Below are 16,516 nucleotides of genomic sequence, written 5' to 3' on the forward strand. Positions count from 1 at the left end.
GGGCATATGAAAACGAAAAACAATCCACTGTATTATATACTGTTCATCGCAATTTTTGCGATCCTGCTGCCGGCGGGTTACCTGTCGGGGCTCCTCTCCGTGAATACCATTTCTGTATGGGGGCGGTATTTCTGCTTTGCCATAGCAGCGCTGGGTATTGATCTCATCTGGGGGTATACCGGCATCCTTTCCATGTGCCAGGCCTTCTTCTTTTGTTTAGGCAGCTATGGTATTGCCATGCACCTGCTGCTAAAGAAAACAGTAGCGGCGGGCGCGGTATTGCCCGATTTTATGGCGTGGAATAAAATAGATACGTTGCCGTTATTCTGGCAACCATTTCATTCGTTTGGCTGGTCGCTGGCGCTATGCCTGCTAATCCCCGCCCTCTTTGCCTTTGTGGTGGGCTTTGTGTTGTTCCGGAGCCGGATCAAAGGCGTGTATATGGCTATCATCACGCAGGCGCTTACGCTGGCGATGTGGCTCATCTTTTTGCGGAATGAAACCAATCTTGGTGGTACCAATGGTCTTACCGATTTCAACACCCTGCTGGGTTACAACCTTTCTTCATCTTCCGTAAAACTTGCGCTGTACATGATCTCCTTTGCGGTATTGTGTGCTGCTTATTTTTTCTGCTACCGGATCACCAACTCCAAGTTCGGGAAAGTATTGCAGGCGATCCGCGACAGTGAATCGCGTATCAGCTATGCCGCCTACAAAGTGGTAGATTACAAGCTGGCTGTTTTCGTAGTGGCGGCACTGTTAGCCGCCGTGGGCGGTATGTTATACCTGCCGCAAACAGGTATTATCACACCTGGCCGTATGGATGTAAAAGCATCGGTGGAAATGGTGATGTGGGTGGCGCTCGGTGGCCGGAGCAACCTGAAAGGCGCAGTGCTGGGGGCTTTACTGGTGAACTTCCTGTATAGCATCTGCACCAGTTTATTCCCGGATTCATGGTTGTTTATACTGGGCTTCCTGTTTGTGATCACGGTATTATATTTTGATAAAGGATTTATGGGCCTGCTGGAGACTATCAAACAAAAGATCTCCGCTGCCCGGTTTAAAACACCTCAAACTACCCACTGATATGCTACTCAACGTAAACAACCTGGCGGTATCATTTGGCGGTGTGCATGCACTGAACCTGGATCATTTCAGTTTGCGCGATAAAGAATTACGTGTGATCATTGGTCCGAATGGAGCGGGCAAGTCCACCTTCCTCGATATCATCTGCGGAAAAACAAAAGCCGACAAAGGCGAAGTATTTTTCAATGGCAAATCCATCCTGGGGAAAACCGAAGTAAAGATCGCGGAATCCGGCATAGGCCGGAAATTCCAGAAGCCCTCTGTTTTCCCGGGATTAACGGTGCACGACAACCTGTTGCTGGCGGCCAAAATGAAGAAGGACATCTTTTCTTCCCTCTTCTTCAAATCCACACCAGCACTGGCAGAGAGGATACACAGCGTGGCCGCGAAGCTCTCGCTCACCAACGTAATGTATAAACTGGCCGGCGACCTTTCGCACGGACAAAAGCAGTGGCTGGAAATTGCCATCGTGGTATTGCAGGACCCTACCCTGATGCTCATAGATGAACCTGCCGCGGGCATGAGTGATGAAGAAACGGAGAAAACCGGCGCGCTGTTGCTGGAGTTATCCAAAGCGCACAGCATTATTGTGATTGAACATGATATGAAATTTGTAGAACAGATAGCCAACGAACTGGTGACGGTACTGGTTCGCGGCAAACGACTGATGGAAGGCACTTTTGCGGAAGTTAAGAATGACCAGCGGGTAATAGATTGCTATTTAGGCCGTACTAACGCTCAACTTGAAACATTATGATCAGCACACCTGTATTGACCATCAACAATATCTCTGCCGCATACGGACAGAGCATCATTTTGCGCGGCACCACCCTTGCCGTAAAAAAAGGCGCCGTTACCACCGTGATGGGCCGCAATGGCGTAGGGAAAACCACCTTGCTCAAAACTATTATGGGACTGCTGCCCGCGCAGGAAGGCAGTATTGTTTTCAACAATGAAAACATTACAGCATTGCCGCCGCATAAAAAAGCAAAGGCCGGCATTGCCTACGTACCGCAGGGCCGGGAAATTATACCGAAACTATCGGTATACGAAAACCTGCTGCTGGGACTGGAAGCGCATCCCAACCGGAAAGCAAAGATCCCGGAAGAAGAGATCTACAGCCTGTTTCCCATCCTGAAAGATTTCCGTAAACGCGCGGGCGGTAACCTGAGCGGCGGGCAGCAGCAACAGCTGTCTATTGCCAGGGCGCTGGTAAGCAACCCTTCACTCCTGTTGCTCGATGAGCCTACAGAAGGGATACAGCCTTCCATTGCGCAGGAAATTGGCAATATCCTGCAACAGCTGGTACAACAAAAGGGACTGTCGGTGTTATTGGTGGAGCAGAAAATAGATTTCGCCAACCAGGTAACGGATCATTACTATTTCATGGACCGTGGCCGGATGGTGCTGGATGGCACCGCGGAAGAGCTGAAGCACTCGGAACTGGAAAAACATATTGCGGTGTGATGCTACCAGGCGCGGGTTTTATTTATCTTTAACATTATGCATCCTGTATCCGAAGACAGAAGTATTTTTAAGATCTTCACCATCCTCTACGCGGTGGCGCTCACCACTATTGCATTGTTGTCTGTATTTAGCCAGATAAAGATCCAGCAGGCGCTGAACCACCAGATGAATGATTCGCACGTGATCAACTTTGCGGGAAAGCTGCGAACGTACAGTCAAACGCTGAGTAAACTGGCGCTGCTACTGGAATCCGGCAGGGATATAGATGATAACCGGAAAGAATTTATCAATACGTTGAAGCAATGGCAGAAATCGCACGAAGGCTTACAGGCCGGCAGTAACTTTCTCAACTTACCGGCAAATGACCAGGATGAGCTGAAACAGATGTTCGAGATTATCCGCAACCCCCACCAGGAAATATGGGATGCCGCCAGTAAAATGATTACGGTATTGTACAGCGACAGTGCCTTTAAACCGGAGCGCATCCGGCCGTATGTGCAAACGATACTGGCCTATGAAAAGTCGTACCTGCTGGGCATGGAGCTGATTGTATTCGACTACGACCGCTTTTCCAAAGAACGCATCCGCAACCTGAAGGAAATTGAATACATCGTGCTGGGACTGGTGCTGTTTACGCTGATGCTGGAAGCAGGGGTGATCTTCTACCCGTTATCTACCCGCATCCGGAAAATTATCCGCGGGCTGGTAGATGCAGAAGAGCGCGCACGCAAGTTAACAGAGCAGGTGCAGCTGGCCAACCAGGAGAAATTACTGCGCCAGGAAACGGAGCAGCGTATACGTTCCTATTCCATTATCAACGGGCAGGAGAAAGAGCGTAAGCGGGTGGCCGCTGAAATACACGATGGCATCGGGCAGATGCTCACCAGCCTGCGTATGAAGCTGGAACAGATAGAAGACCGGAGTATGCAGCACGATCCTGAAATTGCTATGGTGAATACCATGATGTACAGCATCATCAATGAAACCAAACGGATTTGCGCCGACCTGCTGCCCAGCGTGTTGGAAGATTTCGGGTTGCGGGCAGCCATTGATGAACTGATTAAACTTTGCCGGCAAACGGCCCCGGGTATAGACTTCCAGCTGGAAGACACCTTAGCGGCGGCGCCGCTGCCAAAGGAAGTAAAGACAGGCGTTTACCGTATCTTGCAGGAGGCATTGAACAATGCCATCAAGCATGCAGATGCAGATACCATTGAAATAGATATTGACGGTACGGCCAATTTCCTGCAGCTGACCGTGAGGGATAATGGCAACGGTTTCCATTTCGACAGCCAGCAGCTTTACTCTTCCGAGCAGGCCAAAAAAGTGAATGGCATCCGTAATATGAAAGAGCGGGCGGAATTGCTGGGCGGTACGCTTCAAATCAATTCAACACCCAACACCGGAACAATTGTACAGTTGGCAATAACTTTTTAGCAATGAAAAAAATAGGCGTTTTTTTAGTAGATGATCATGAAATATTCCGGAACGGTCTTAAACAGCTCATCAACAGCGAAGCCGACATGGAAGTGACGGGAGAAGCCAGCAGCGGTGAAGATGCGTTGCAACGGTTAACTGTTATCCAACCGGATGTTATTATCATGGATATCCGCATGCCGGGTATAAACGGACTGGAAACCAGTACCCGCCTGCTGGAAAAAAATCCCCGCGGCAGGATCCTTTTCTTTAGCCTTTTTGATGAACCCGACTACGTAGCAGCAGCCCTTGAAATGGGCGCCAGCGGTTATATTTTGAAAGATACGAGCAATAAAATATTCCTCAGTGCGATCCGCACCATCCACCGGGGGAAATATTATTTTATCGGGGAAGTCAGTGATGTTCTCGTAAAAAAATATCTTGATGCCAGGCAAACGCCCGGCAACAGCGGCACACAGGAGATCTCCCTTTCCCGCCGCGAGGAGCAGATCATGCGGATGATCAGCCAGGGACTTAATAATAAAGACATTGCGGAATCGCTGAACATCAGCATCCGCACCATTGAAGCGCATCGTATGAACATCCTGCGCAAGTTCCAGGTAAACAGTATTGAAGAAGCCGTGGAGTATTGTAAAATAAACGGCTTACTGAAAGAGGAATAAGGGAATCGCGCGATGCGATCCCCTCCTGTTATTATTTTTTCCAGCTATTATCTTTTGCATTGGCATCCATAAACAGGTTGCCTTCCAGCCGCACAGTGGTTACTTCTTTCTTTACCGCCAGATCCAGCACAGTAGCTTTGGTATTGGCTTTCCACACTGCCGGTGTTTGATGCCAGGTAGCTGTACTGCCGTCGGCAAAAGTAGCTATCACATCAAACGGGATAGCGAAACCACCCGTATTGTCTATCTTCACTTTTATACTTTTCTTCTCTTGTTTTACTTCCGATAAAGTAAGATCGATGTAGTTATAACTGAAGAACCAGTTATTCCAGAACCAGTCGAGGTTTTCACCGGCCGCCGTATTGAAGGAATAAAAGTAATCCCAGGGGATGGGATGTTTTCCATGCCAGTTGTCCATATAAGCATGCAGGCACTTTTTAAACCGCTCATCGCCCAGCAGGTCTTTTACCGCGAGGTAGGACAAGGATGCTTTGCCGTAGGAGTTATTGCTGTAGCCCATTCCGCTTACCTGGTTGGACATGGAAATGATCGGCTGGTCTTCTTCCGTGGAAGGATCAAAGATATACTTGGTGACCCTGAATTTTTTATAGAAGTTATCGGCTACTTCCTTCCCTTTTTCCGCAATGCCAATAAGGTATTCAAAAGTGGTGGCCCAGCCTTCATCCATAAAGGCGTAGCGGCTTTCGTTGATGCCCATGTAAAAAGGAAAATAGGTATGCGCTATTTCATGGTCCTGCACTAATTGGGCAAAGCTGAGGTCGTGCCCGGCCGAACCATCATTTACCATCATGGGGTATTCCATATCTGCAAAGCCTTGTACGGCTGTCATTACGGAAAACGGATACGGCACGCCCGGCCATTGGTGCGAGAACCAGCCCAGTGCATTTTGCGAAAATGCTACCGAGTGATGGAAGTCGGTGGATGTATCGTTAAACGCTGCCTGTACACTGGCGCGGCGCATGGTGCTGCTGTCCACGATTACACTGGCGGCGTCCCATACGTAATGGTTGCTTGCTGCAAAGGTAACGTCTGCGATGTGGTTGGCTTTAAACTTCCAGGTGTTCGTATTGTTCTGGCGGGTAACCACTTTCCGCTGCATTTCATCAAGCGTAGCAATGTGCATGACGCTATCAGCGGTATAAGATTGCTGAAGACGCTTTGCAAACCCTGGCTGCAGCACTTCGGACGCATTTTGCAGGTCACCGGTACCCCACACCACGAAGTTTTTTGGTACGGTAACCGATACGTTGTAGTCGTTGAAGTCGCTGTAAAACTCTACCCGGTCGGTATGATCCAGTCCGTCCCAGCCATTGTAATCATCGTATACACATACGCGGGGATATGCGTAGGCCATGAAAACCGACGTACTGTCCAGCATGCCTTCCCGGCCGCTTTGCACGGAGAGGTCGTAGTGCCAGGCGATTTGCAGCTGTAGGCTGTCTTTCGGCTGCAAAGGCGTTGGCAATACTACATACGAGAGCGTGCCTACATCATTATTAACTTTTAGCTTCACGCCATTCACCAGCAGTGTATCGATGGTGATGCCATCCGTTAAAAAGTTTTTGCTCACATATCCTGAGCGGGGCGCCTGGTATTTATGCAGGTTAACGATGAGGCGGAGTACTAGGTGTTTTAATGCATTGGGGCTGTTGTTCACGTAGCTGATTGTTTCGCTGCCGGTTACTTTACGGTCGGGCGGGTTTACTGCCAGCCGGATATCGTACACGCCTTTGTTCTGCCAGTAATGCTTACCGGGTGCGCCGCTTTTGTCGCGGGTTCCGTTTACATATGCCTGTTTAATATTGCGGGGCATATACAATTCCTGTGCTGATGCGATGGTGTTTACTCCCATCAGCAACAGCAGGCTAAAGATAATTCTGTTCATACGCATCTGCCAATTTGAAAACGCTAAAATTAGGGAAAGATAACGAGAAAGGTTGTTTTCAAAACCGGCCGCCGCCTGTATTGAAAACGGACACATTAGAATATCTGTAAAAGTATAAATTTGTTATTTATAAAAGAATCCGGTTCCGGCATTATTTTTCCGGCATCCGTTGAAAATAGCGTCTGCATGCAATTGTTTAAATTTACCTTCCGTCATCTTATAAAAAATAAAAGTTACACTGCGATCAATATTATTGGTTTGGCTACCGGTATGGCAGTTACGCTGCTGATAGGGTTATGGATATGGGACGAAGTGTCATTTAATCACTGGCATGAACATCATAACCGGTTGGCGCAGGTAATGGATGTACAAACCATCAACGGTGAAACCACTACCGGTGAAGCTATTGCCATTCCACTCGCAGATGAACTCCGGAATAATTATGCAGGCGATTTCAAACGGGTGGCTATTGTTTATCCCAACTTCACCCATACGATTGCCGTGGGTGATAAAAAGTTATCGCAATCGGGTGTGTGGGCAGGCCCGGATTTGCCTGAGATGCTGACGCTCAAAATGATTCACGGCAAAAGGGATGCGTTGAAAACACCCACCGCAGTGTTGATTAACCAGTCGCTGGCCACTTCCCTGTTTGGCAGTTCCGATCCCACCGGGAAGGCCATCCGCATGGATAACCGCACTGATCTGCAGGTGGCGGGTGTGTATGAAGATCTCCCGCAAAGCACGGCTTTTTATGGCACACAGCTGTTCCTTCCGTGGGACCGGGCCGTGACTACCATTCCGTGGCTGAAAGACGAAGTATCCAATTGGGATACCCATTACTGGAAATTATACGTGGAGCTGAATGACGGCATTGACATGGATAAGGCCAGTGCAAAGATCAGCGGCGTTGTGCAACAGCATGTAAAGACGGGCAAAGAAATGCTGTTGCTGCATCCTATGAACAAATGGCATTTATATAATGAGTTTAAGAACGGGCAGGTAAGCGGCGGGCGTATCCGCCTCGTGTGGTTGTTTGGTGTTATAGGTGCGTTGGTGTTGCTGCTGGCCTGTATCAATTTCATGAACCTGTCTACCGCCAGAAGCGCCAAACGCGCCAAAGAAACAGGTATCCGCAAAGCCATCGGCGCTACGCGGGGACGTCTTGTCCGGCAGTTCCTCGCCGAATCGCTGCTGCTCTCCTTTTTATCCTTTATAGTGGCGGTGGGCATGGTGTGGCTTTTATTGCCGCTGTTTAACCGGATCACTGAAAAACAGATCACGATTCCATTTAACGCGCCGGTGCTATGGTTGGCAGGATCAGGGTTTGCGGTGTTTACCGGCCTGCTGGCGGGTAGTTATCCTGCATTTTATTTATCCTCTTTTCAGCCGGTAAAAATATTAAAAGGCGGTTTTACTACCGGCCGTTTTTCATTGCTCCCCCGCAACGCCCTGATGGTAGTACAGTTCAGCGTATCCATTGCCTTGATCATAGGTACTGTAATTGTGTACCAGCAAATTCAATATGCCAAAAGCCGTCCGGTGGGCTACAGCCGGGAGGGGTTGATTAACCTCACCATGAACACTCCTGAAATGTTTGGCGCCCCTTACAATGAATTGAGGGCTGCTTTACTGGAAAGCGGTGCGGTGGCGGATATGGCGAAGGCGTCGCATCCTACCACGGAGAATCCCGGCAATAGTGACGACCTGAGTTGGGAAGGTAAAGTACCCGGTGTTGCAGCGCCTTTGGGTTTTGTAACGGTATCGCATGATTACGGCCATACTATTGGCTGGCAAATAAAAGAGGGCCGCGACTTTTCCCGGAGCTTCCCTACTGATACCGGCGCACTGATCTTAAATGAAGCGGCGGTGAAGCTAACGGGGTTTAAACATCCTGTCGGGCAAATTATACAGGCGGGTGGCGAGCCGCACATGATCATTGGCGTAGTGAAAGACATGGTAATGGAATCGCCTTATGCACCGGTGCAGCCGGTGGTTTTTTGCCTGGAATATGGCGTATATAATGCGTTAACTGTTCGCGTGAATCCTGCAATGCCCATGCGGACAGCCTTATCCGGGATTGCCGGCGTATTTAAAAAGTTTAACCCCGAGGGCCCCTTTGATTTTACTTTTACAGATGAGGTTTATGCGAAGAAGTTTTCTGATGAAGAGCGCATTGCGCGGCTGACCACTGTATTTGCCGTGCTTGCGATTTTTATTTCCTGCCTGGGTATACTTGGACTGGCTGCTTTCATGGCAGAACAACGCACCAAAGAAATCGGGATACGCAAAGTGATGGGCGCTACGGTGTCTGGTATTTTGTTGCTGCTGTCGAAAGATTTTGTGAAGCCGGTGATCATTGCTTTGCTGGTGGCTACTCCCCTTACCTGGTACTTTATGCAGATGTGGCTGAATCACTATGCATATCATACACCCGTATCGATCTGGCTTTTTATAGCCATTGGCGCCGGTACGATCGTCATTACGCTGCTAACGGTCAGTTACCAGTCGGCCAAAGCGGCGCTGATGAATCCTGTAAAAAGTTTGCGGACGGAATAATGCTTAATTCATTTCCACACCGCCGCGGGAGTACTTTCTACGGTATTCCTGCGGGGTTAAACCGGTATACCGTTTAAATATCTGCCGGAATGCTTTCTGGTCGTTGTACCCGGCGTTGTACATCAGTGTGCTGATATTGATGGCATTTTTTTCCAGTTCTTTTTTGGCGGATTCTATTTTTACGCGTTGCAGGTATTCCATGGGCGTATTGTGTGTGGCGAGTTTAAAGCGTCGAACAAAATTACGTTTACTCATGTTAGCCTGGCTGGCGATCTGTTCTACAGAGATCTGCTGATCGTAGTTTTGTTCGATGTAGGCCTGCGCTTTGAGGATGTCTTCATCTTCATGACGGCGTTGTCCCTGGAACACGGCGAAATGGGCCTGGTTAAAGCGGTCCATATCTATCGAAAACATTTTACTCACCCAGATACTTGTATCACGGCCACTGAATTTCTCTATCAGGTACAATACCAGGTTCAATGAAATGAAGGCGCCGCCGCTGGTATAAACGCCATCGTCGTCGGTCATTACCTTATCCGGCAGGATGTTGATATCCGGGTAGCGCCTGCGCATATCGTCGAGCGCTGCCCAGTGGGAAGTACAGGACTTGCCGGAGAGCAGTCCTGCTTCGGCCAGAAAATAGCTTCCAAAGCAAAGGCTGGCCACTTCAGTGCCGCCGGCATGCATGTTACGGATCCAGTTCACCAGCGCCTTATTCTTCTCCAGCACCGTATCCGGCGGGCCTTCAAAGGCCGGCGCCAGGATAAGGTCCGGATGTTGTACTTCGTCGATGGTTTTATAGCAGATAAACTGCGCAGGACTATGCAGTTGGATGTTCTTCATCTTTTCGCTGACCAGCTCCAGTTTAAAGGCAGGTTCCTTTCCGGCTCCAACCAGAAAGCGGTTAGCGCCCAGCAGGATATCTATCACGCTGGATACGGAAGATAAAATGGCATCTTCATAAATAAGCAAAGAAACAGTCTTCATGGCAGTTTGTGTCTGTTACAACACGAATTTACTACTTTCCGGTGGCACAATCACCCCCTAAATAAGTCGCATTCACCCATCTACATTTACATATTAACTCCGGAGATTTGTAAGACATTAAAATCACAAAATCATGAGTACTCCTGTAACGACTGGTTTTAAAGATAGTGCTGTTAAACCCGGTCCCCCGCACAAAGTTGTATCCTCTGAAGAGTGGCTGGAAGCCAGGAAGAAGTTTTTGCAGAAAGAAAAGGAATATACCCGTTTGCGGGATGAGCTTAGCCGTGAGCGCATGGCATTGCCATGGGAAAAGGTAGAGAAGAACTATATATTTGATGGTCCGGAAGGTAAGGTCACCCTTTCTGACCTTTTTGAAGGCCGCAGCCAGCTGATCATCCAGCATTTTATGTTTGGTCCCCATGAAAAAGAAGGTTGTGTGGGTTGCTCATTTGCAGCAGATTCCATTAACGGAGTATTGCCTCACCTGGAGCATCATGATGTGTCCGTTGCAGTGATATCACGCGCACCGTTGCCTGCGCTGGAGGCGTTCCGTAAGCGTATGGACTGGCACTTTAAATGGGTATCTTCTGAAAGCAGTGATTTCAACTACGACTACCACGTGTCTTTCCGTAAAGAGGACCTGGAAAGCGGGAAGGTGTATTATAACTATGATATCGTGGAAGGATTGCCGCATCATTTGGAAGACCTGCAGGGCATCAGCGTTTTTTATAAAGATGAAGCAGGCGATATTTATCACACCTATTCCACGTATGGCCGTGGTGGCGAATTACAGCTCGCTACTTACAACTACCTGGATATAGCACCGCTGGGACGTAATGAAATCAATGAACGGGGCGATTTAACATCGTGGGTACGGCACCACGACAAATACGAAGAGAAAGGACATGTAGATAATACCGGCAGGTATCACAAAGAGAAAACGCCGGGTTCCTGTTGTTCAGAAGACGAAGTATTATGAAAACACATTGTTCCTGCGGCGCCGCTACGGGCAGCGGCGCCCGCAAAACAACCGCTGCGCAAACCACCGGTCCGCTTACTTTGAGGCAACGCTTTGTAAAAGGCGTACGATGGCTGATACCGGGCATCACCCTCGTACTGCTGCCAAAGTGCCCCATTTGTTTCGCTGCCTATGTAGCCCTGGGAACAGGAATCGGGTTGTCTGTAACCGCTGCTACATGGCTGAGATCAGGACTGGTGGTGTTGTGTGTGGGGTCGTTGCTTTACCTGGCGGGAAGCAGGATGATGGCCTACCGGAAACGGCGGCAGTCAGCTTCCTAATTCAAGATCAAATAACATCAGTTCTTCCGCTTCTCCGGGTGGAAGGATGGTGCCCTGCCGGGTAAATCCTGACCGCTCCAGTAAACGAACTGACCGGTGATTATCCGGTTGGGTAATGGCAAACAGCCTTGTAAACGGCAATTGCTGCCGGGAATAGGTGATGGTGCCCGTAGCCGCTTCGTAAGCATACCCCAGGCCTTCAAAGGCTGGTAAAAAAGCAAATCCCAGGTCGGGCTGGTCAAGGTACTTTCTCTTAAATAATCCGCAGATACCGATAGGATTCCTTGTTTCCTTCAGCACTACTACCCATGCGCCATAGCCTTGCTCTGCGTATAGCTTCAACAGGTTATTCATGATATAGCGTTGTGCATCTGCAAGGGTCCGGATCTGCCGGTCGCCGATGTATTGCAGCCAGGAGGGCGTGTTCAGCAATTCCAGGACGAATGCGTCATCTGTAGCGGCAAAAGTGCGGACCTGCAGCCGCGGCGTTTCAAATAGAATTTTCATGCCTTCATTTTAAAGCCTCTTTAATTCATCAACACCCTCCAAAATAAAATTTTCCTGTGAAGGCAACAAACCTGATTTAACCGGTTTATTGAACAAAAGCCATGAATGGTACGTTTAATGAATACACAAGACCACCGGCTTATCGCGGTGGTCTTGCTGTATCATCCTGTAAATGTATACTGCATGCTTACTGCGCCATATCGCCCCATACTCATAACGATGCTGTTGTTATGCAGTTATTCGTTGGCCCTGGCTCAAACAGATACTTCACACATCCCGGCGGATACCACGAAAAAGAAAATATCGAAGTTTGATCAATTTAATAAAAAGGCCGAAGCACTGTTCAAGATCATCCCGGTGCCGCTCTACTCCTACACTACAGAGGCCGGGCATATTTTCGGGCTGGCAAAATACAACCTGTTGCATTTCTCCAGGAAAGATACCATTTCAAAACCCTCCAAATTATCGGAAGTGTTCACCATTTCCAGCAATGGCAGGATTAATGCGTCTGTATCTACCGAAATGATCTTAAAAGAAAACAGGTACGTGATCATGAGCTATGTTAATTATAAAAAACAGCCGGAATATATTTACGGGATCGGAAATGATATTTCGAAAGACAGCATACAGGAAGTAGAATACAGCCGGTTTCAGTTTTCCGCTACTGCATTGCGGCAGTGGTTTAAAAATTTCTATGGCGGTGTAGCCGTTACCGTATCGGATTATTTTAGTGTGAAGCCCGACAGTAACAGTTTCCTGGTAAAGGAAAACTATCCTGGCCTGGAAGGTGGCTTCAGCACAGGTATTGGGCTGAGCACCGCGTACGACAGCCGTGATAACCGCTATAATCCCTATAAAGGTGCTTATGCCATTGGTACAGTTATCTGGCATCCTGATTTCCTGGGGAGTGTATACCAATATACCCGGGTGGATATTGATCTCCGCAAGTACTTCAATCCCTGGCTGAAACATGTGGTGGCATTACAGGCTACCACTACATTTACCAGCGGGGATGTACCGTTTTATGAACTCGCACAAATGGGTGGCGATAGTAAAATGCGGGGATACTATATGGGCGCTTACCGGGATAACGTGCTGGTAGACGCACAGGTGGAGTACCGCGCGCCTATATGGAATATTTTTGGTGCGGCTGCATGGGTGGGCACCGGCCGGGTAGCAGATAGCTATAGTGACCTGTCGCTGGAAGGGTTTCACCTCAGCTATGGGCTGGGATTCCGGATAAGGGTAGACTCGAAGAACAATACCAACCTGCGGTTTGATATGGGTTTTGGGCCGGGCAACTGGCAGGGCTTTTATATTAATTTCGCTGAAGCATTTTAGTCCTCCCCGGTAAGCCGTTTCAGCTGCCGGAGATAATCATACTGCAGGTCTTCATGCAGTGTAGACACTATTTTGGTGATCTTTTTCACCTGTTGTTCGTAGAGGTTATTTAACTGAACACTATAGGAAGATAATAAACCGGACAGTTTCATTTTTGTACAGAAATAGATCAGCAGTTCTGCTTCGGCGGTTTTGGAACCGGTATATCGTATATGCTTGTTCGTTATCCGCAGGATTTTCCTCAGCCTTTTTTTGGCGTGGTATAATTTATCCCCGGCCATTTCAATAAACCCTTTGTCGATTTCTTCCTTCACGGCGGCGATATACCCTTCTTCGTTGTGGGCTTCAAACAGCAGGTAGGTAAGCAGTTCCTTGTTATCGTTCTTGAATTTGGCCAGCCGCAAACACAGGGCCGACAGTTCTGCCGGAGGCAGGGTAGTTAATTCTTTTTTTATATCGCTGATACTTGCCGCTTTCATAATTCATCTGGTGCTTGTGGGCGAAGATACTACCTATTCCGCAGCATGTGAAGCGTGGGCGGCGTCTTTACGCAACAGCCAGGAATTAAATACGGTATAGAATACGGCTACAATGATAGCGCCCTTGAACATGCCGGTGAATCCCCATGCAGCCATACCGCCAATGACCCCGAGGAATAATACCAGGAAAGGCAGTTTGCCGCTTTTAGCGATGAGCAGCGGTTTCAGGATGGCTTCCCCTATCAGGATGCCGGTACCGTAAATAGCCAGAAAGAGCGTCATACCGGGATGACCTTGTGTAGCCATCCAGATGGTTAATGGGATCCAAACCACGAGCGGGCCTATCTGGATCACTACCAGGAAAAAGATGAAAGCAGACAAACCAAGCGCAAAGGGGATACCTGCAATTTTAAGCCCGATAAACGCCACCACCGCCGTAATGAAAGCCGTGCCCATTACACCGATAGACACACCCTTGATCGCCATTGTGGTAGCGTTCAACAGATCGGCGCCGTCTTTACGTCCCAGCAGGTGCTGTGCGGTAGCCCTGATAGGGCGTACTGCTTTTTCACCGCTTACCAGGAAAAATGCGGATATGATGATGCCGAGTATGAGCTGTCCCGCTGCACCGAGAATACCTGCGCCGCTGGTGATAATATGATGCAGCACCACTCTTACCTGTTGTTCATGTACGCTGGTGGATAAAGTTTCACGGGGACTTTCCTGCAAATGCTCCCAGAAGTCCACGATATCGCTGCCAACATAGGGCATGGTAACTACCCATTCGGGCAGCGCCGGCAATCCGTTTTCCTTTACGTTACCAATCCAGTGCAATGCTTCCCGGATATGTGAACTCAGCGCGGCTATGAAATAAGTAACCGGCAGGGCTATGATGGCTACTAACGCCACCGCATATATGGTGGCGGCCAGTTTACGGCGGCCTTTAAACCAAACAACCATGCGCTCAAACAGGTGATGGAAAGAAACGGAAAAGATCAGTGCAAACGTGAGAATACCAAAAAACAGCCTCAACACATCATACAGTGCCAACAACAAAGCCAGCAACAGCAACAGCACCAGGATGGATTCAATCATATTTTTAGAGGCAGGGCGGTGGTGATTCATATGACAGTATTTTATACAGGTTTCTTCCTAAATATACTTAAAACCGGTTATAACAGCGACAGGCACATAAACTGTTGTACCTCTTCATTAATATCTTCCGGGAGATACATACGGAAATGATGATTAAACTGCCGGTTATCGCCCGGTACCTGCGCAATTTTCTGAAAGCATAAATTGTCGGAATACGCCTTTTCAAAAGGGAATACGATGTGCACAAAATTCTTTCCCAACTGTGTGATCCATGCCACCCGCCTGTCGCCAAAGCCGATACCTATCATGGATTTGGTGGGATACAGGTATATCTTTCCCAGTTTTTCATATTGTGAGACAAAGTGCTGTAACAACGCCAATGCGGGATCTGATTTACCGGCAATGAAAGTTTTGAGCAGCGGATCGTTGCTTTGATCCAACAAGGATGTCGACATCTTCCAGGTTTTATCCTGCAATATAACAAATAAGCCGGCCACGGGGCCGGCTGCAGGTATCGAAAATCCGTTGTTATTTACAGCAAGCTGTAAATAGTATTAAAGTAACTATTGGTACTGAAAGAAGTAGCGGTGGGATTAGTGGCCCAGGAGGGTGTAACCATATTCAGACTGCCGCCATCGCCATTCCACGCCCATCCCAATACGGTCCATCCTTTGGATTTGGCATAATTCGTTAAACCGGACCAGTTGGCGCTGCCGGAGCCGGTGCCGAACTCTCCTACCATACAAGGGCGTCCGGAAGTAGCCAATTCATCGAGATCGGCATTGATGAGAGTGCGGTTTCTGCCCTGATTCCATGCGCCGGGATAAATGTGTGTAGACAGGATAATGTTCACATCATTTATTTTGGTACCATTTGTTCCTTTAACGGCTTCGGCGGCGGTACGGGTTTCCTGTCCCCAGCCGGGAATATCAATAATAATAGCACCACTGTAAACCTGCCGTACCAGCGCAATAGCAGAATTATACGCAGCAGCGTATGCATTGGAACTGATGTTATGACTGCCCCATTCATTCATCAGGTTTACGGTAAATGATCCCGCCTGGCTCAATGCAGCGTAGTTATTCTTCCACCAGTTGGCGGCCGCAGTAAGTTCGCTGGTATTGTCGCTTCCCAGTACACTCGCTTTATGATAAGTGGCGATCACCGCAAAGCCGTTGTTCTTTGCCTGCTGAATCCAGGATTTCGCCAACGTAATACTTACGGTTGGTTCAATTTCAATGCGCACGGTTTTGATCTTTGTTTGCTGTTTCATCAGCGCCCATGCGAAGTTTACATTACCACCGTTGTAGTAGGAAGGCTGCAGGTTTACGCCATTCCCGATACCGTTGGTTAGTTCGGTGGTTACCGGACGCGGAGTCGCTTCCGGTGTTACTGCCGCTTCTTTGCGGGAGCAGGCTGCCAATAGCAGCAGCATTAATGTTCCTGTAATCATGTAGTTCCGGGTGATTGTTTGTTTGTTCATTAGTGGAATTTTTATGGTTGAAAAGACGGGAAATGCTACGCAGACATAAAGGTTCCTTTACCTGTTGATGCAGCGCATACAGGAATTATTGTGTTGCTGTAAATGTTGAATAAAAAGGGCTTCGATATTTCGCCGGCGGTAGTATAAAATTATTGCAGGGAGTTAGAATAAAAGCATACTTTTTTATCTGATTACGATGAATTACCACACT

16 protein-coding genes are annotated in these 16,516 nt (G+C 48.4%); 9 read left to right on the forward strand and 7 right to left on the reverse strand.

Annotated elements, in window-relative coordinates; translation table 11 throughout:
- The first annotated feature begins 6 nt into the window (after positions 1-6).
- The 5 genes from urtC to AB6805_RS01195 are packed head-to-tail and all read left to right on the forward strand — an operon-like array spanning position 7 to position 4,652.
- Entirely contained in the window at positions 7-1,086 is a 1,080-nt protein-coding gene (gene urtC, locus AB6805_RS01175; protein WP_370907631.1) for an urea ABC transporter permease subunit UrtC, read from the forward strand.
- A gap of 1 nt (position 1,087) precedes the next feature.
- Positions 1,088-1,843, forward strand: coding sequence for an urea ABC transporter ATP-binding protein UrtD (urtD, locus tag AB6805_RS01180; protein WP_370907632.1), 756 nt, complete (start codon positions 1,088-1,090; stop codon positions 1,841-1,843).
- On the forward strand, positions 1,840-2,553 hold the full coding sequence (gene urtE / locus AB6805_RS01185; protein WP_370907633.1) for an urea ABC transporter ATP-binding subunit UrtE: 714 nt from the start codon (positions 1,840-1,842) through the stop codon (positions 2,551-2,553). Before urtD ends, urtE begins: the two co-directional genes overlap by 4 nt.
- 36 nt (positions 2,554-2,589) lie before the next feature.
- Positions 2,590-3,990, forward strand: a complete 1,401-nt coding sequence (locus AB6805_RS01190) for an ATP-binding protein (RefSeq protein ID WP_370907634.1) — start codon at positions 2,590-2,592, stop codon at positions 3,988-3,990.
- Between the two features lie 2 nt (positions 3,991-3,992).
- Positions 3,993-4,652, forward strand: a complete 660-nt coding sequence (locus AB6805_RS01195) for a response regulator (RefSeq protein ID WP_370907635.1) — start codon at positions 3,993-3,995, stop codon at positions 4,650-4,652.
- A gap of 31 nt (positions 4,653-4,683) precedes the next feature.
- Here the strand turns inward: AB6805_RS01195 and AB6805_RS01200 are convergent, their stop codons facing one another.
- The gene (locus AB6805_RS01200) at positions 4,684-6,558 is read right to left on the reverse strand and encodes a M1 family metallopeptidase (RefSeq protein ID WP_370907636.1); all 1,875 of its coding nucleotides are present in this window, start codon (positions 6,556-6,558) and stop codon (positions 4,684-4,686) included.
- Between the two features lie 186 nt (positions 6,559-6,744).
- On the opposite strand from AB6805_RS01200, the gene AB6805_RS01205 reads away from it, so the two are divergent.
- Positions 6,745-9,114 (forward strand): ABC transporter permease, encoded by a 2,370-nt coding sequence (locus AB6805_RS01205; protein WP_370907637.1) that lies wholly within the window; start codon positions 6,745-6,747, stop codon positions 9,112-9,114.
- A gap of 3 nt (positions 9,115-9,117) precedes the next feature.
- Here the strand turns inward: AB6805_RS01205 and AB6805_RS01210 are convergent, their stop codons facing one another.
- On the reverse strand, positions 9,118-10,101 hold the full coding sequence (locus tag AB6805_RS01210; RefSeq protein ID WP_370907638.1) for a GlxA family transcriptional regulator: 984 nt from the start codon (positions 10,099-10,101) through the stop codon (positions 9,118-9,120).
- A 133-nt stretch (positions 10,102-10,234) separates the two neighbouring features.
- On the opposite strand from AB6805_RS01210, the gene AB6805_RS01215 reads away from it, so the two are divergent.
- Positions 10,235-11,080, forward strand: coding sequence for a DUF899 domain-containing protein (locus AB6805_RS01215; protein ID WP_370907639.1), 846 nt, complete (start codon positions 10,235-10,237; stop codon positions 11,078-11,080).
- Positions 11,077-11,400, forward strand: coding sequence for a hypothetical protein (locus AB6805_RS01220; RefSeq protein WP_370907640.1), 324 nt, complete (start codon positions 11,077-11,079; stop codon positions 11,398-11,400). The genes AB6805_RS01215 and AB6805_RS01220 overlap by 4 nt, the downstream gene beginning before the upstream one ends.
- Here AB6805_RS01220 and AB6805_RS01225 read toward each other — a convergent pair.
- A complete protein-coding gene (locus tag AB6805_RS01225; protein WP_370907641.1) occupies positions 11,389-11,907 on the reverse strand; it encodes a GNAT family N-acetyltransferase in 519 nt (172 codons plus the stop codon). The two genes, AB6805_RS01220 and AB6805_RS01225, sit on opposite strands and share 12 nt — an antisense overlap.
- Positions 11,908-12,090: 183 nt before the next feature.
- Between AB6805_RS01225 and AB6805_RS01230 the strand changes: the two genes are divergently transcribed.
- Positions 12,091-13,248, forward strand: coding sequence for a BamA/TamA family outer membrane protein (locus AB6805_RS01230; RefSeq protein ID WP_370907642.1), 1,158 nt, complete (start codon positions 12,091-12,093; stop codon positions 13,246-13,248).
- On the opposite strand, the gene AB6805_RS01235 is transcribed toward AB6805_RS01230, so the two are convergent.
- From AB6805_RS01235 to AB6805_RS01250, 4 genes are all read right to left on the reverse strand, one after another.
- Positions 13,245-13,727, reverse strand: coding sequence for a hypothetical protein (locus AB6805_RS01235; protein ID WP_370907643.1), 483 nt, complete (start codon positions 13,725-13,727; stop codon positions 13,245-13,247). The genes AB6805_RS01230 and AB6805_RS01235 overlap by 4 nt on opposite strands.
- A 33-nt stretch (positions 13,728-13,760) precedes the next feature.
- Positions 13,761-14,852, reverse strand: coding sequence for an AI-2E family transporter (locus tag AB6805_RS01240; protein ID WP_370907644.1), 1,092 nt, complete (start codon positions 14,850-14,852; stop codon positions 13,761-13,763).
- A 47-nt stretch (positions 14,853-14,899) separates the two neighbouring features.
- A complete protein-coding gene (locus AB6805_RS01245; RefSeq protein WP_370907645.1) occupies positions 14,900-15,277 on the reverse strand; it encodes a hypothetical protein in 378 nt (125 codons plus the stop codon).
- A 77-nt stretch (positions 15,278-15,354) separates the two neighbouring features.
- Entirely contained in the window at positions 15,355-16,305 is a 951-nt protein-coding gene (locus AB6805_RS01250; protein ID WP_370907646.1) for a hypothetical protein, read from the reverse strand.
- Positions 16,306-16,516 lie beyond the last annotated feature (211 nt).

Source organism: Chitinophaga sp. RCC_12, from assembly GCF_041360695.1.
Lineage (GTDB): Bacteria > Bacteroidota > Bacteroidia > Chitinophagales > Chitinophagaceae > Chitinophaga.

What these genes read in the sequence shown, in the direction of transcription:
- AB6805_RS01200 (WP_370907636.1), bottom strand. Translation starts at nt 6,558, where the DNA reads ATGAACAGAATTATCTTTAGCCTGCTGTTGCTGATGGGAGTAAACACC.
- AB6805_RS01210 (WP_370907638.1), bottom strand. Translation starts at nt 10,101, where the DNA reads ATGAAGACTGTTTCTTTGCTTATTTATGAAGATGCCATTTTATCTTCC.
- AB6805_RS01230 (WP_370907642.1), top strand. Translation starts at nt 12,091, where the DNA reads ATGCTTACTGCGCCATATCGCCCCATACTCATAACGATGCTGTTGTTA.
- urtE (WP_370907633.1), top strand. Translation starts at nt 1,840, where the DNA reads ATGATCAGCACACCTGTATTGACCATCAACAATATCTCTGCCGCATAC.
- urtC (WP_370907631.1), top strand. Translation starts at nt 7, where the DNA reads ATGAAAACGAAAAACAATCCACTGTATTATATACTGTTCATCGCAATT.
- AB6805_RS01190 (WP_370907634.1), top strand. Translation starts at nt 2,590, where the DNA reads ATGCATCCTGTATCCGAAGACAGAAGTATTTTTAAGATCTTCACCATC.
- AB6805_RS01245 (WP_370907645.1), bottom strand. Translation starts at nt 15,277, where the DNA reads ATGTCGACATCCTTGTTGGATCAAAGCAACGATCCGCTGCTCAAAACT.
- urtD (WP_370907632.1), top strand. Translation starts at nt 1,088, where the DNA reads ATGCTACTCAACGTAAACAACCTGGCGGTATCATTTGGCGGTGTGCAT.
- AB6805_RS01235 (WP_370907643.1), bottom strand. Translation starts at nt 13,727, where the DNA reads ATGAAAGCGGCAAGTATCAGCGATATAAAAAAAGAATTAACTACCCTG.
- AB6805_RS01205 (WP_370907637.1), top strand. Translation starts at nt 6,745, where the DNA reads ATGCAATTGTTTAAATTTACCTTCCGTCATCTTATAAAAAATAAAAGT.
- AB6805_RS01250 (WP_370907646.1), bottom strand. Translation starts at nt 16,305, where the DNA reads ATGAACAAACAAACAATCACCCGGAACTACATGATTACAGGAACATTA.
- AB6805_RS01195 (WP_370907635.1), top strand. Translation starts at nt 3,993, where the DNA reads ATGAAAAAAATAGGCGTTTTTTTAGTAGATGATCATGAAATATTCCGG.
- AB6805_RS01220 (WP_370907640.1), top strand. Translation starts at nt 11,077, where the DNA reads ATGAAAACACATTGTTCCTGCGGCGCCGCTACGGGCAGCGGCGCCCGC.
- AB6805_RS01225 (WP_370907641.1), bottom strand. Translation starts at nt 11,907, where the DNA reads ATGAAAATTCTATTTGAAACGCCGCGGCTGCAGGTCCGCACTTTTGCC.
- AB6805_RS01240 (WP_370907644.1), bottom strand. Translation starts at nt 14,852, where the DNA reads ATGAATCACCACCGCCCTGCCTCTAAAAATATGATTGAATCCATCCTG.
- AB6805_RS01215 (WP_370907639.1), top strand. Translation starts at nt 10,235, where the DNA reads ATGAGTACTCCTGTAACGACTGGTTTTAAAGATAGTGCTGTTAAACCC.